The following is a 13,005-nucleotide window of genomic DNA, read 5'->3' as shown; positions in this document are numbered from 1 at the left end:
TAGCAGGAGCAAACCAGTGACTGTTCGTGTAGGTATCAACGGGTTCGGCCGGATCGGCCGCAACTTCTTCCGCGCCGTTCGGGCCTCGGGCCTCGACATCGAGATCGTCGCCGTCAACGACCTGACGGCCACCTCCTCCCTCGCGCCGCTCCTGAAGTTCGACTCGATCCTGGGTCGCCTGGACGCAGACGTCAGCGCCTCCGACGGCCAGATCACCGTCGGCGACCAGGTCATCACCGCGTTCGCCGAGCGTGACCCCGCCGCCATCAAGTGGGGCGACCACGGCGTCGACGTGGTGGTCGAGTCCACCGGCTTCTTCACCGACGCCACCAAGGCTCGCGCCCACGTCGACAGCGGCGGCGCCAAGAAGGTCATCATCTCCGCGCCGGCCTCCAACGAGGACGTCACCGTGGTCATGGGTGTCAACAACACGAGCTACGACCCGGACGCCCACACCGTCATCTCCAACGCGTCGTGCACCACCAACTGCCTGGCCCCCATGGCCAAGGCGCTGCACGAGGGCCTCGGGATCAACAAGGGCCTGATGACGACGATCCACGCCTACACCGCGGACCAGAACCTCCAGGACAACATCCACAAGGACCCGCGTCGCGCCCGCGCCGCCGCGCTCAACATGGTCCCGACCTCGACCGGTGCCGCCAAGGCCATCGGCCTGGTGCTCCCGGAGCTCAAGGGCAAGCTCGACGGCTACGCCATGCGCGTCCCGGTGCCCACCGGCTCGGCGACCGACCTGTCCTTCGAGGCATCCCGCGAGACCTCGGTCGACGAGGTCAACGAGATCGTCAAGGCCGCGGCCGACGGCAAGTTCCTCAAGTACTCCACCGACCCGCTGGTCTCCACCGACATCGTCACCGACCCGGCGTCCTGCATCTTCGATGCGCCGCTGACCAAGGTGATCGGCAACCAGGTCAAGGTCCTGGGCTGGTACGACAACGAGTGGGGCTACTCCAACCGCCTCGCGGACCTCATCGCCTACGTCGGCGAGACCCTCTGACGATGGGGGAGTACGCCGGTCTCGGCGACGTCGCCGGGAAGCGGGTCCTGGTCCGTTCCGACCTCAACGTGCCGCTCGACGGCACGACCATCACCGACGACAAGCGGATCCGGGCGAGTGTCCCCACCATCCGGGCGCTGGCCGACGCGGGCGCCCGGGTGGTCGTCACCGCCCACCTCGGCCGTCCCAAGGGCGCGCCCGAGGACCGCTACTCCCTCCGGCCGGTGGCCGCGCGGCTGGGTGAGCTGCTCGGCCAGGACGTGGCGTTCGCGACCGACACGGTCGGTGAGAGCGCGCGGGAGACGGTCGCCGGCCTCGCCGACGGTCAGGTCGCCGTGCTGGAGAACGTCCGGTTCAACCCGGGCGAGACCAGCAAGGACGAGGCCGACCGCGGCGCCTTCGCCGACCAGCTCGCGGAGCTCGCGGACGCCTTCGTGTCCGACGGGTTCGGGGTCGTCCACCGCAAGCAGGCCTCGGTCTACGACGTCGCGCAGCGGCTGCCGCACGCGATGGGCGGGCTGGTCTCGGCGGAGATCGACGTGCTGCGCCGGCTCACCGAGTCGCCGGAGCGTCCGTACGTCGTGGTGCTCGGTGGCTCGAAGGTCTCCGACAAGCTGGGCGTGATCGACAACCTCCTCGGCAAGGCCGACAAGCTGCTCATCGGCGGCGGCATGGTCTTCACGTTCCTCAAGGCCCAGGGTCACGAGGTCGGCAAGAGCCTCCTCGAGGAGGACCAGCTCGACACCTGCCGGTCCTACCTGCAGCGTGCCGAGGAGTCGGGCGTGCAGATCGTGCTGCCGACCGACATCGTCGTCGACACCGAGTTCCCGTCCGGGGACCGGGAGCCACAGCCCCAGGTGGTGGCGGCCGACGCGATCCCCGCCGACGCCCTGGGTCTCGACATCGGCCCCGAGTCCGGTGCTGCCTTCGCGGCCGCGCTCGCCGACGCCCGCACGGTCTTCTGGAACGGCCCGATGGGCGTCTTCGAGGTCGACGCGTTCGCCGACGGCACCCGTGCCGTGGCCGAGGCCCTCACGAAGGTCGACGGCCTGTCGGTGGTCGGCGGCGGCGACTCCGCCGCCGCGACCGTGCGGCTCGGCTTCGACGAGTCGTCGTTCGGCCACATCTCCACCGGTGGTGGCGCCAGCCTCGAGTACCTCGAGGGCAAGGAGCTGCCCGGCATCCAGGTCCTGGAGGACTGACAACACCATGGCGTCCACGCGCATCCCGCTGATGGCGGGCAACTGGAAGATGAACCTCAACCACCAGGAGGCGCTCGTCCTGGTGCAGAAGCTCGCGGTGACGCTGGCGGACAAGAAGCACGACTACGGCAAGGTCGAGGTGGTCGTCGTCCCGCCGTTCACCGACCTGCGGTCCGTGCAGACGCTGGTCGACGGCGACCGCCTCGAGATCAAGTACGGCGCGCAGGACGTGTCGCCGCACGACGCCGGTGCCTACACGGGCGAGATCTCGGCGGCGATGCTCGCCAAGCTCGGCTGCGACTACGTCGTCGTCGGCCACAGCGAGCGCCGGCAGTACCACGCCGAGGACGACGCCCTGGTGGCCGCGAAGGCGGTCAAGGCGCTCGCGGCCGGCATCGTGCCGATCGTCTGCGTCGGCGAGGGCCTGGACATCCGTCAGGCCGGTGAGCACGTGCCGCACTGCATCGGCCAGACCGTGGGCTCGCTCGCCGGCTTCACGCCCGAGCAGGTGGCCGGCCTGGTCATCGCCTACGAGCCCGTGTGGGCGATCGGCACCGGCGAGGTCGCCACGCCCGAGGACGCTCAGGAGGTCTGCCAGGCCATCCGGGCGCAGGTGAAGGAGTCGTACGGCGAGGCCGCGGCCGACGGTGTCCGGATCCTCTACGGCGGCTCGGTGAAGGCCGCGAACGTCGCCGGGATCATGGCCCAGGCCGACGTCGACGGGTGCCTGGTGGGCGGTGCGAGCCTGCAGGTCGACGAGTTCGGCGGCATCTGCCGTTACTACGACATGCCGATCCTGTGATCGTCGTACCTCTGACGTAGGCTGTGCGACCGTGGAACTGATCCTCACCATCCTGCTCATGATCGCCAGCGGTCTGATGATCGTGCTGGTGCTCCTGCACAAGGGCCGCGGTGGCGGCCTGTCCGACATGTTCGGTGGCGGCGTGTCCAGCTCGCTGGGCGGCTCGTCGGTCGCCGAGCGCAACCTCGACCGCCTGACGATCGGCATCGGCATCATCTGGTTCGCCTGTGTGATCGCCCTCGGTCTCCTGCTGGCGTACTGAATCTCGGACTAGAGAGCTCGAAAGGGACACACACGTGGCTGGTGGAGGAAACGCGATTCGCGGGAGCCGGGTCGGTGCCGGCCCGATGGGCGAGGCCGAGCGCGGTGAGGCGGCCCCGCGACAGGCAGTGACCTACTTCTGTGCGCGCGAGCACCGTTCGGTGGTGACGTTCTCGACCGAGGCCCAGGTCCCCGAGTCGTGGGACTGCCCCAAGTGCGGCCTCCCGGCCAGCCTCGACTCGGACAACCCGCCGCCGGCCCCGAAGATCGAGCCCTACAAGACGCACCTCGCCTACGTGAAGGAGCGTCGCTCCGACGCCGAGGCCGCCGACATCCTCGACGAGGCGCTGCAGCTGCTGCGCTCGCGTCGCAAGTCCGGCGACATCATCTTCTAGGTCGAGTAGAGGGTTTCCGCGCCTCGAGTCGCGTTTTTCCGCGTACGCCGGGGCAGCAAGCCTCGTTTGAACGCGCGGAAACCCTCTACTCGACTGGCGGAAACCCTCTACTCGACCGGCGGACCATCGTCCGCGTCTACAGCGAGGATGCGGCCTCTCGGTCGAGGAACCAGATCGTCTCCTCACGACCGGTCACGCCGGCGGCCGGGATGTCGTGCAGCTCGGCCCCGCCGAGCGCGGCCGCGACCGCCTGGGCCTTGCCCGAGCCGCTGACCAGGAACCACACCGAGCGGGCGCGTCGCAGGGCCGGGAAGGTCAGGCTGACGCGCTCCGGCGGCGGCTTCGGCGACCCGGTGACCCCCACCGCGATCCCGTCCGCGTCCAGCTGCGGGAAGCCGGGGAAGAGCGAGGCGATGTGGCCGTCGGGCCCGATCCCGAGCATCACGATCTCGAACTCGCCGCTGCCGTGCGCCCGCAGCTCCGCCTCGTACGCCGCCGCGCCCGCGTCGACGTCGGCCGCATCCGCGGTCGACGGCATCTCGTGCACGTGCGCGCGGTCCACGCCGACCGCGTCGATGAACGCGGCGCGGGCCTGCCCGGCGTTGCGGTCCGGCGAGTCGGGAGCGACGAAGCGCTCGTCGCCCCACCAGAGCGCGACGCGCGACCAGTCGACGTCGCTGTCGGGGGACAGCCGGGCGATCTCGCGGTGGATGTCCTCGGCGATGGTGCCGCCGGTCAGGGCGATGTGCGGCAGCGTGCCGCCGGCCTGGGCGTCGGCGAGCCGGCTGAGCAGCTCGCCGGCGACGGCGGTGGCCAGCGCGGCGGCGTCGGGGTGCACCTCGATGCGCGGCTCGACGTGGGGTTCGGTGGTCACTTCTTCTTCGTCCCCATCTTCAGCAGGCGGCGTGCGGTCTCGGCGTAGACGTCGTCCTCGTCGAGGCGTCGCAGCTCCTCGGCCAGCAGCTCGGGCAGGTCGCGCCGCTTGAGGGCGACCGGCCGGTCGGGCCGGTCGGGGGAGGAGAACGTCGCGAGCCGGCCGTCAGGTCGGGAGATCCGGATCGGGCCCTCCTTGGTGTCGAGCACCACCTCGGTGATGCCGGGGCCCGAGGAGCTCTTGCGGTCGACGTCGACCTTGAGCCGGTCGGACAGCCAGGCCGCGAGGAGGTCCGCGCTCGGGCTGATCCGCTCCGCCGCCACCGTCGCGTGGGAGACCTTGAGCGGCTGCTGGTCGAGGGCCGCGGCGAGCAGCGCGCGCCACGGCGTGATCCGGGTCCACGCCAGGTCGGTGTTGCCGGCCGTGTAGACCTCGCACTGGGTGTGGATGGCCGTGGTCTTGCCGCGTGCCGCCGCGGCGGCGTCGGTGATCCGGCGCTGGGCGAGCTTGCCGAGCGGGTCAGCGGCCGGATCGGCCGGCGGGTGGTTGGGCCACCACACGGCGACGGGGGAGTCGGGCAGCAGCAGGGGGAGCACGACGGACTCCGGGTGCTTGACGACCTCGCCCTTCAGCCGGATCAGCGCGGTCTCCCCGGTCCAGCCGGAGCCCGTGCCGACCTGCGCGTTGACCTCGGCGGCACCGCGGGCGCTGCCCAGGATCACGCCGAGCACCCGCGCGGGGTGCTCGTGCGAGGCTGCGCGGGCGGCGCGCATCGCGCCGTCGGCGTCGTCCTCCTCGACGACGATGACCAGCGTCATCACCATGCCCATCGCCGGGCTGCCGGCCCGCACCCGCGCCCGCTGCAGCTCCGCCGCGATCTGCGCGGAGTTCGTGTTCGTCAGCTCGATCATGGACGCCGCCACACCCTTCCGTCACGGGCCAGCATGGCGTCCGCCGATGCAGGCCCCCATCCGCCGGACTCGTAGGGGTCCGGCTTGGACTTGCCCTTCTCGTCCTGGGCCGCCCAGTAGTCGAGGATCGGGTCGAGGATCTTCCAGGACAGCTCGACCTCCTCGTGCCGCGGGAAGAGCGGCGGGTCGCCGAGGAGCACGTCGAGGATCAGCCGCTCGTACGCCTCGGGGGAGGACTCGGTGAAGGCGCCGCCGTAGACGAAGTCCATGTTGACGTCGCGGATCTCCATCGCGGTGCCGGGCACCTTGGACCCGAAGCGCAGGGTGACGCCCTCGTCGGGCTGGATCCGGATGACCAGGGCGTTCTGGCCGAGCTCCTCGGTGGCCGAGTCCGCGAACGGCAGGTGCGGCGCGCGCTTGAAGACGATCGCGACCTCGGTGACCCGGCGGCCCAGCCGCTTGCCGGTGCGCAGGTAGAACGGCACGCCGGCCCACCGACGCGTCTCGACGTTGAGCGTCACCGCCGCGAACGTCTCGGTGGTGGAGCTGCGCTTGATGCCCTCCTCCTCCAGGAAGCCGACGACCTCCTCGCCGCCCTGCCAGCCGGCGACGTACTGTCCGCGCGCGGTGGTCAGGTCGAGCCTGCGCGGCAGCGTGACGCTCGAGAGCACCTTCTGCTTCTCGATCCGCAGCGCCCGGGCGTCGAAGGACGTCGGCTCCTCCATCGCCACCAGGCTGAGGAGCTGGAGGAGGTGGTTCTGGATGACGTCGCGGGCGGCGCCGATGCCGTCGTAGTAGCCGGCTCGGCCGCCGATGCCGATGTCCTCGGCCATGGTGATCTGCACGTGGTCGACGTAGTTGGAGTTCCAGATCGGCTCGAACATCTCGTTCGCGAAGCGCATCGCGAGGATGTTCTGGACGGTCTCCTTGCCGAGGTAGTGGTCGATCCGGAAGATCGAGTCGCTCGGGAAGACCTCGCCGAGGACGGCCTGGAGCTCGCGGGCGGACGCGAGGTCGTGCCCGAACGGCTTCTCGATGACGACCCGGCGCCACGAGCCCTCGCCCGGGGTCGCCAACCCGTGCTCCTTGAGCTGGCCGACGACGTCGCCGAAGAACCCGGGCGGGATGGCGAGGTAGAACGCGTGGTTGCCGCCGGTGCCGCGCAGCTCGTCGAGCTCCTCGATCGTGCGCCGCAGCTGGTCGAAGGCGTGGTCGTCGTCGAAGGCGCCCGGCACGAATCGGAAGCCCTCGGCGAGCTGCTGCCAGACCTCCTCACGGAACTCGGTGCGCGCGTGCTCCTTGACCGAGTCGTGCACGATCTGCGCGAAGTCCTGATCGGCCCAGTCGCGACGGGCGAAGCCGGTGAGGCTGAAGCCCGGCGGCAGCAGGCCGCGGTTCGCGAGGTCGTAGATCGCCGGCATGATCTTCTTGCGCGACAGGTCACCGGTGACGCCGAAGAGCACCATGCCGCTCGGGCCGGCGATCCTCGGGAGCCGGCGGTCGCGCGGGTCCCGTAGCGGGTTGTCGGTCACGAGCGGTGCCTCCGGTAGTAGTCGATGAGGGCCTGGGTCGACGCGTCCTGCTGCGCGGCCGCCTCGGCATCGCCGCCGACCGCCGGACTGATCTGCTGGGCGAGCTGCTTGCCGAGCTCGACGCCCCACTGGTCGAAGGAGTCGATGCCCCAGACCGCGCCCTGGGTGAAGGTGATGTGCTCGTAGAGGGCGATGAGCTGGCCGAGCACGCCCGGGGTGAGTGCGGGCGCCATGATCGACGCCGTCGGCCGGTTGCCCGAGAAGACCCGCGCCGGGACGATCTCCTCCCGCGTTCCCTCCGCGCGCACCTCGTCGGCAGTCTTGCCGAAGGCGAGCGCCCGGGTCTGGGCGAAGAAGTTGGCGAGGAAGAGCTCGTGCACGTCCTGAGCGCCGTCGACGAGCGGGTACGCCGGGGTCGCGAACGCGATGAAGTCGGCCGGGATCAGCCGGGTGCCCTGGTGGATCAGCTGGTAGAAGGCGTGCTGGCCGTTGGTGCCGGGCTCGCCCCAGAAGACCTCGCCCGTGTCGGTCGTGACCGGTGAGCCGTCCCAGCGCACGCCCTTGCCGTTGGACTCCATCGTCAGCTGCTGCAGGTAGGCCGGGAAGCGGTGCAGCAGCTGGGCGTAGGGGAGCACCGCGTGGGTCTGCGCGTCGAGGAAGTTGGTGTACCAGACGTTGAGCAGGCCCATCAGGACCGGCACGTTCTCGGCGAGGTCCGCCGTGCGGAAGTGCTCGTCCATCGCGTGGAAGCCGGAGAGCAGGTCGCGGAAGCCCTCGGGGCCGATCGCGACCACGAGCGACGTACCGATCGCGGAGTCGACGGAGTAGCGCCCGCCGACCCAGTCCCAGAAGCCGAACGCGTTGGCGGGGTCGATCCCGAAGTCGGCGACCTTGTCGAGCGCCGTCGAGACGGCGACGAAGTGCTTCGCGACCGCGTCGGCCGCGTCCTGGCCGCCGAGCCCGTCGAGGAGCCACTGCTTGCAGAGCCGGGCGTTGGTCAGCGTCTCCAGGGTGCCGAAGGTCTTGCTGGACACGATGAAGAGCGTCGACGCCGGGTCGAGGTCGGCCAGCGTCGTGGCGGCGTCCGTCGGGTCGATGTTGGAGATGAACCGGCACTCGAGGCCGTCCTGGCGGTAGGCCGCGAGTGCCTCGTAGGCCATCACCGGCCCGAGGTCGGACCCGCCGATGCCGATGTTGACGACCGTGCGGATCCGCTCGCCGGTGACGCCCGTCCAAGCGCCGGAGCGGACCTGCTCGGCGAAGGCGTAGACGCGGTCGAGGACCTCGTGGACATCGTCCACGACGTCCTGCCCGTCCACCTGCAGCGTGGCGTCGGCGGGCAGCCGGAGGGCGGTGTGCAGGACGGCACGGTCCTCGGTGACGTTGATGTGGTCACCGCGGAACATCGCGTCCCGACGCCCGGCGACGTCGACCTGCTCGGCCAGCGCGAGCAGCGCAGCGAGCACGTCGTCGTCGACGAGCCCCTTCGACAGGTCGACGTGGAGGTCGGCGGCGTCGAAGGTGAGCCGGCCGACCCGGCCCGGGTCGTCCGCGAACCAGCGGCGCAGGTCGGGCGCGAAGTCGGACGCGATCGTCGTCAGTCGCGACCAGGCCTCCGTCGACGTCGGATCGACCGGGCCGGCCGCGTCGCTCATGCCTGGGCGGCCTTGTCCATCTGGCCCTTCACCGTCTCGACCAGCTCGGCCCACGACTTCTTGAACTTGTCGACTCCCTCGGTCTCGAGCACGACGAGCACGTCCTCGAAGTCGATGCCGACGCCGGCCAGCTGGTCGAAGACCGCCTGCGCCTCGCCGGACTTGCCGGTCACCTGGTCACCCTGGAGGTCCCCGTGGTCGGCGAAGGCGTCGAGGGTCTTCTCCGGCATCGTGTTGACCGTGTCGCGGACCACGAGGTCGGTGACGTAGAGCGTGTCGGAGTAGTCGGGGTTCTTCACGCCGGTCGACGCCCACAGCGGCCGCTGCGGGTTGGCGCCGGACTCGGCCAGGAGCTTCCAGCGGTCGGAGGCGATGACCTCCTCGTAGGCCGCGTAGGCGACGCGGGCGTTGGCCACAGCGGCCTTGCCGCGGAGGTCGAGCGCCTCGTCGGAGCCGATCTTCTCCAGCCGGGCATCGACCTCGGTGTCCACGCGTGAGACGAAGAACGAGGCGACGGAGTTGATCCGCCCGAGGTCGAGGCCGGCGTCCCGCGCCTGCTCGAGACCGGACAGGTAGGCGTCCATGACCTCCTGGTAGCGGACCTTGCCGAAGATCAGCGTCACGTTGACGCTGATGCCCTCGGCGATGGCCGCGGTGATGGCCGGCAGCCCCTCCTTGGTGGCGGGGATCTTGATCAGCGCGTTCGGGCGGTCGACCGCCGCCCAGAGCGCGCGGGCCGAGGCGATGGTGGCCTCGGTGTCGTTGGCCAGGTCGGGCTCGACCTCGATCGAGACCCGGCCGTCGTACGCCGTGCGCTCGGCGACCGGCTGCAGGATGTCGCAGGCGTTGCGGACGTCCTCGGTGGTGAGCTCGAAGATCACCCGGTCGACCGACTCGCCCTTGTCGACGAGCTGGGCGACCTGCTCGTCGTAGCGCTCGCCGTTGGCGATCGCGGCGGCGAAGATCGTCGGGTTCGTGGTCACGCCGACCACGGACTTCTCCTCGACCAGCGATGCGAGGTTGCCGGTCTCGATGCGCTCCCGGGAGAGGTCGTCGAGCCAGATCGACACCCCCGCGTCGGACAGCTTCTTCAGGCGGTCACTCATGTGCCTGTTCCTCTCGTTGATGGATCGGTGGGTGTGCGAGGGATCAGCCCTGGACAGCGGTGACGCTGTCGTGGGCGGCGGCGGCGACTGCCTCCGCGGTGATCCCGAACTCCTGGTAGATCCGCGCGTAGTCGGCGGACGCGCCGTAGTGGTCGATCGAGACGATCCGGCCGTGGTCGCCGACGTACTCGCGCCAGCCCTGCTTGACGCCGGCCTCGACGGAGACGCGCGCCTTGACCACGGGCGGGATGACCTTGTCGCGGTAGGCCTGGTCCTGGGCCTCGAACCACTCCAGGCACGGCATCGACACGACCCGGGCCTTGATCCCGTCGGCCGCCAGCGTCTCGCGGGCCGCCACGGCGAGCTGCACCTCGGAGCCGGTGGCCATCAGGATGACGTCGGGCGCGCCGCCCTCGGCCTCGAGCAGGATGTAGGCGCCCTTGCTCACGTCGTCGGTGGTGGCGAACCCCTCCTCGCCGCGCGGGAAGACGGGCACGTTCTGCCGGGTCAGCGCCAGCGCGGCCGGACGGTCGGTGTGGCCGAGGATCGTCAGCCAGGCGGCGGCGGTCTCGTTGGCGTCCGCGGGACGGACGACGTCGAGGCCGGGCATCGCCCGGAGCGCAGCGAGGTGCTCGATCGGCTGGTGGGTCGGGCCGTCCTCGCCGAGGCCGATCGAGTCGTGGGTCCACACGTAGGTGACCGGCAGCTTGCTCAGCGCCGCCACCCGGACCGCGCCGCGCATGTAGTCGGAGAACGTGAGGAAGGTGCCGCCGAAGACCCGGGTGAGCCGGTCGGCGGTGATGCCGTTCATGATCGCGCCCATGCCGTGCTCGCGGATGCCGAAGTGGAGCACGCGACCCTGGTAGGGGTCGGCCGTCCACTCCTCGGTGTCGCGGCTGATCGGCAGGAACGACGGCGCCGACTCGATCGTGGTGTTGTTGGAGCCGGCCAGGTCGGCGGACCCGCCCCACAGCTCCGGCATCACCGGGGCGAGGGCGTTGATCACCTTGCCCGAGGCCGCGCGGGTCGCGACGCCCTTCTCGCTGGCCTCGAAGGCCGGGATGACGTCGGCGACGCCGTCGGGCAGCTGGCGCGCCTTGAGTCGGTGGAGGAGCTTCTCGCGCTCGGGGTTGGCGGCCGCCCACGCGGCGTACTGCTCGTCCCACGCGGCGCCCCACGCGGCGCCGCGCTCGCGGAGCTGGCGGGTGTGCGCGAGGACCGGCTCGGGGACGTCGAACTTCAGCTCGGGGTCCCAGCCGAGCACCTCCTTGGTCGCCGCCACCTCGGCGTCGCCGAGGGCGCTGCCGTGGGCCTTCTCGGTGCCCTGCGCGTTGGGGGCGGGCCACGCGATGATCGTGTCGAGGACGATCAGCGACGGCTGGTTCAGCACCTCGTCGGCCTTCTGGATCGCGGCGTGCAGGGCGGGCACGTCCTCGACGTACTCGGTGTGGCCGTTGGTCCAGTCGACGGTCTGCACGTGCCAGCCGTAGGCCTCGTAACGCTTCGCGACGTCCTCGGTGAAGGCGATGTCGGTGTCGCCCTCGATCGAGATCTGGTTGCGGTCGTAGATGACGGTCAGGTTGCCGAGCTCCTGGGTGCCGGCGATGGAGCTGGCCTCACCGCTGACGCCCTCCTCCAGGTCACCGTCGGAGCACAGCGCGTAGACGTGGTGGTCGAAGAGGCTCTCGCCGAACGCGGCGTCGGGGTCGAGGAGGCCGTGCACGCGACGAGCCGACATCGCCATGCCGACGGCGTTGGCGACGCCCTGGCCCAAGGGGCCGGTGGTGACCTCGACGCCGGCGGTGTGGCCGAGCTCCGGGTGACCGGGGGTCTTCGAGCCCCAGGTGCGCAGCGCCTTGAGGTCGTCGAGCTCGAGGCCGAAGCCGCCGAGGAAGAGCTGCGTGTAGAGGGTGATGCTCGAGTGACCGCAGGACAGCACGAAACGGTCGCGAGCGATCCACTCGGGGTCGGCGGGGTCGTGCCGCATGACCTTCTGGAAGAGCAGGTAGGCCGCGGGGGCGAGACTCATGGCGGTGCCGGGGTGGCCGTTGCCGACCTTCTGCACCGCGTCCATGGCGAGGACTCGCGCCGTGTCCACCGCCTTCTGGTCGAGGTCGGTCCAGTCGAGGGCAGAGGACTTGCTCACAGGGTTCCTTTCGGGGGGTTCGGCCAATGCCGAGCCTACTCACGTCGGGCGTTAGACTCCCACCGGTCCAAGCACCACTCCGGTGCCCACATTCCCGCCCGAGGATCCCTGTGACGTACGTCGGCCAGTCGGCCTCTGCCGCACGGCAGCCCGCCGCCGAGCGGGCGACGGTCAAGGACGTCGTCGCGGCGTACGTCGGGCTCACCAAGCCGCGCGTGATCGAGCTGCTGCTCCTGACGACCGTGCCGGTGATGTTCTACGCCGCTCGCGGGGTGCCCGACCTCGGCCTCGTCGTCGCGACCGTCATCGGCGGCACCTTCTCGGCCGGCTCGGCGTCGGTCTTCAACTGCGTCTACGACCGCGACATCGACGAGCAGATGCGGCGCACCCGCCGCCGGGCGCTGCCGCGGCACATCGTGTCGCCGGCCGCGGCGCTGGTCTTCGGCTTCGTGCTCGCGATCGCGTCGACCGCGATCCTGCTGATCTGGGTCAACCCGCTCTCCGCGCTGCTGTCGGTCGCCGCCAACGCGTTCTACGTCTTCGGCTACACGATGCTGCTCAAGCGGCGGACCACCCAGAACATCGTCTGGGGCGGTCTGGCCGGCTGCTTCCCGGCCCTGATCGGCTGGACCGCCGTCACCGGCTCGCTCTCCTGGACCCCGGTCGTGCTCTTCATGGTGGTCTTCTTCTGGACGCCGCCGCACACCTGGGCGCTCGCGCTGCGCTACCGCGAGGACTACGCCAACGTCGACGTCCCGATGCTGCCGGTGGTCAAGCCGGCCCGCGAGGTGGGCCGCCAGATCGTCCTCTACAGCTGGGTGATGGTGGCGACCTCGCTGCTGCTGTGGCCGGTCGCCGGCACCAGCCTCTTCTACCCGATCGTGGCCGCTGTCCTCGGCGCGGTGTTCCTGGTCGAGGCCCACCGCATGTGGGGTCGAGCCCGGGGCACCGAGAGCCTCGCCGTGATCCAGCCGATGCGGCTGTTCCACGCCTCCAACCTCTACCTCTCGCTGCTCTTCGTCGCCGTCGCGATCGACCCGCTGCTCTCGCGCTGACCGGCGCCGGGCCGACCGTTCGTCGCGTCTTACCTACCGTTCGTCGCACGA

At 70.6% G+C, this 13,005-nt stretch carries 12 protein-coding genes; 6 read left to right on the top strand and 6 right to left on the bottom strand.

Annotated features, from left to right (window positions below):
• Positions 1–16: 16 nt before the first annotated feature.
• From gap to K8U61_RS17580, 5 genes are read left to right on the top strand one after another with little or no spacing between them, the layout of a single operon-like run.
• The gene (gene gap, locus K8U61_RS17600; protein ID WP_224124347.1) at positions 17–1,015 is read left to right on the top strand and encodes a type I glyceraldehyde-3-phosphate dehydrogenase; all 999 of its coding nucleotides are present in this window, start codon (positions 17–19) and stop codon (positions 1,013–1,015) included.
• A 2-nt stretch (positions 1,016–1,017) separates the two neighbouring features.
• Positions 1,018–2,217, top strand: coding sequence for a phosphoglycerate kinase (locus K8U61_RS17595; protein ID WP_224124346.1), 1,200 nt, complete (start codon positions 1,018–1,020; stop codon positions 2,215–2,217).
• 7 nt (positions 2,218–2,224) lie between these two features.
• Positions 2,225–3,019: a triose-phosphate isomerase gene (gene tpiA, locus K8U61_RS17590; protein ID WP_224124345.1), complete on the top strand. Its 795-nt coding sequence runs from the start codon at positions 2,225–2,227 to the stop codon at positions 3,017–3,019.
• Positions 3,020–3,050: 31 nt separating this feature from the next.
• Complete coding sequence (secG, locus tag K8U61_RS17585) at positions 3,051–3,281, top strand: preprotein translocase subunit SecG (protein ID WP_224124344.1); 231 nt, start codon at positions 3,051–3,053, stop codon at positions 3,279–3,281.
• A gap of 34 nt (positions 3,282–3,315) precedes the next feature.
• On the top strand, positions 3,316–3,675 hold the full coding sequence (locus tag K8U61_RS17580) for an RNA polymerase-binding protein RbpA (RefSeq protein ID WP_224124343.1): 360 nt from the start codon (positions 3,316–3,318) through the stop codon (positions 3,673–3,675).
• A 136-nt stretch (positions 3,676–3,811) separates the two neighbouring features.
• On the opposite strand, the gene pgl is transcribed toward K8U61_RS17580, so the two are convergent.
• Genes pgl through tkt form a run of 6 tightly spaced genes read right to left on the bottom strand, consistent with a single transcriptional unit; the run spans position 3,812 to position 11,899 of the window.
• Positions 3,812–4,549 carry a 6-phosphogluconolactonase gene (gene pgl, locus K8U61_RS17575; protein ID WP_224124342.1) on the bottom strand — a complete coding sequence of 246 codons (738 nt, stop codon included), beginning with the start codon at positions 4,547–4,549 and terminating at the stop codon, positions 3,812–3,814.
• Positions 4,546–5,460, bottom strand: coding sequence for a glucose-6-phosphate dehydrogenase assembly protein OpcA (locus K8U61_RS17570; protein WP_224124341.1), 915 nt, complete (start codon positions 5,458–5,460; stop codon positions 4,546–4,548). The genes pgl and K8U61_RS17570 overlap by 4 nt, the downstream gene beginning before the upstream one ends.
• Positions 5,457–6,992: a glucose-6-phosphate dehydrogenase gene (gene zwf / locus K8U61_RS17565; RefSeq protein ID WP_224124340.1), complete on the bottom strand. Its 1,536-nt coding sequence runs from the start codon at positions 6,990–6,992 to the stop codon at positions 5,457–5,459. The genes K8U61_RS17570 and zwf overlap by 4 nt, the downstream gene beginning before the upstream one ends.
• The gene (gene pgi / locus K8U61_RS17560; protein ID WP_224124339.1) at positions 6,989–8,647 is read right to left on the bottom strand and encodes a glucose-6-phosphate isomerase; all 1,659 of its coding nucleotides are present in this window, start codon (positions 8,645–8,647) and stop codon (positions 6,989–6,991) included. Before pgi ends, zwf begins: the two co-directional genes overlap by 4 nt.
• Positions 8,644–9,753: a transaldolase gene (gene tal, locus K8U61_RS17555; protein WP_224124338.1), complete on the bottom strand. Its 1,110-nt coding sequence runs from the start codon at positions 9,751–9,753 to the stop codon at positions 8,644–8,646. Before tal ends, pgi begins: the two co-directional genes overlap by 4 nt.
• Before the next feature lie 43 nt (positions 9,754–9,796).
• Positions 9,797–11,899, bottom strand: a complete 2,103-nt coding sequence (gene tkt, locus K8U61_RS17550; RefSeq protein WP_224124337.1) for a transketolase — start codon at positions 11,897–11,899, stop codon at positions 9,797–9,799.
• A 110-nt stretch (positions 11,900–12,009) separates the two neighbouring features.
• Between tkt and K8U61_RS17545 the strand changes: the two genes are divergently transcribed.
• Entirely contained in the window at positions 12,010–12,954 is a 945-nt protein-coding gene (locus K8U61_RS17545) for a heme o synthase (protein ID WP_224124336.1), read from the top strand.
• Positions 12,955–13,005: the final 51 nt, after the last annotated feature.

Origin of the sequence: Nocardioides mangrovi (assembly GCF_020073815.1) — a bacterium.
Classification (GTDB): domain Bacteria; phylum Actinomycetota; class Actinomycetes; order Propionibacteriales; family Nocardioidaceae; genus Nocardioides; species Nocardioides mangrovi.
Note: the sequence above shows the minus strand (reverse complement) of the source record. Positions and strands in the feature narration are given on the sequence as shown.

What these genes read in the sequence shown, in the direction of transcription:
- pgi (WP_224124339.1), bottom strand. Translation starts at nt 8,647, where the DNA reads ATGAGCGACGCGGCCGGCCCGGTCGATCCGACGTCGACGGAGGCCTGG.
- tpiA (WP_224124345.1), top strand. Translation starts at nt 2,225, where the DNA reads ATGGCGTCCACGCGCATCCCGCTGATGGCGGGCAACTGGAAGATGAAC.
- tal (WP_224124338.1), bottom strand. Translation starts at nt 9,753, where the DNA reads ATGAGTGACCGCCTGAAGAAGCTGTCCGACGCGGGGGTGTCGATCTGG.
- K8U61_RS17570 (WP_224124341.1), bottom strand. Translation starts at nt 5,460, where the DNA reads ATGATCGAGCTGACGAACACGAACTCCGCGCAGATCGCGGCGGAGCTG.
- K8U61_RS17595 (WP_224124346.1), top strand. Translation starts at nt 1,018, where the DNA reads ATGGGGGAGTACGCCGGTCTCGGCGACGTCGCCGGGAAGCGGGTCCTG.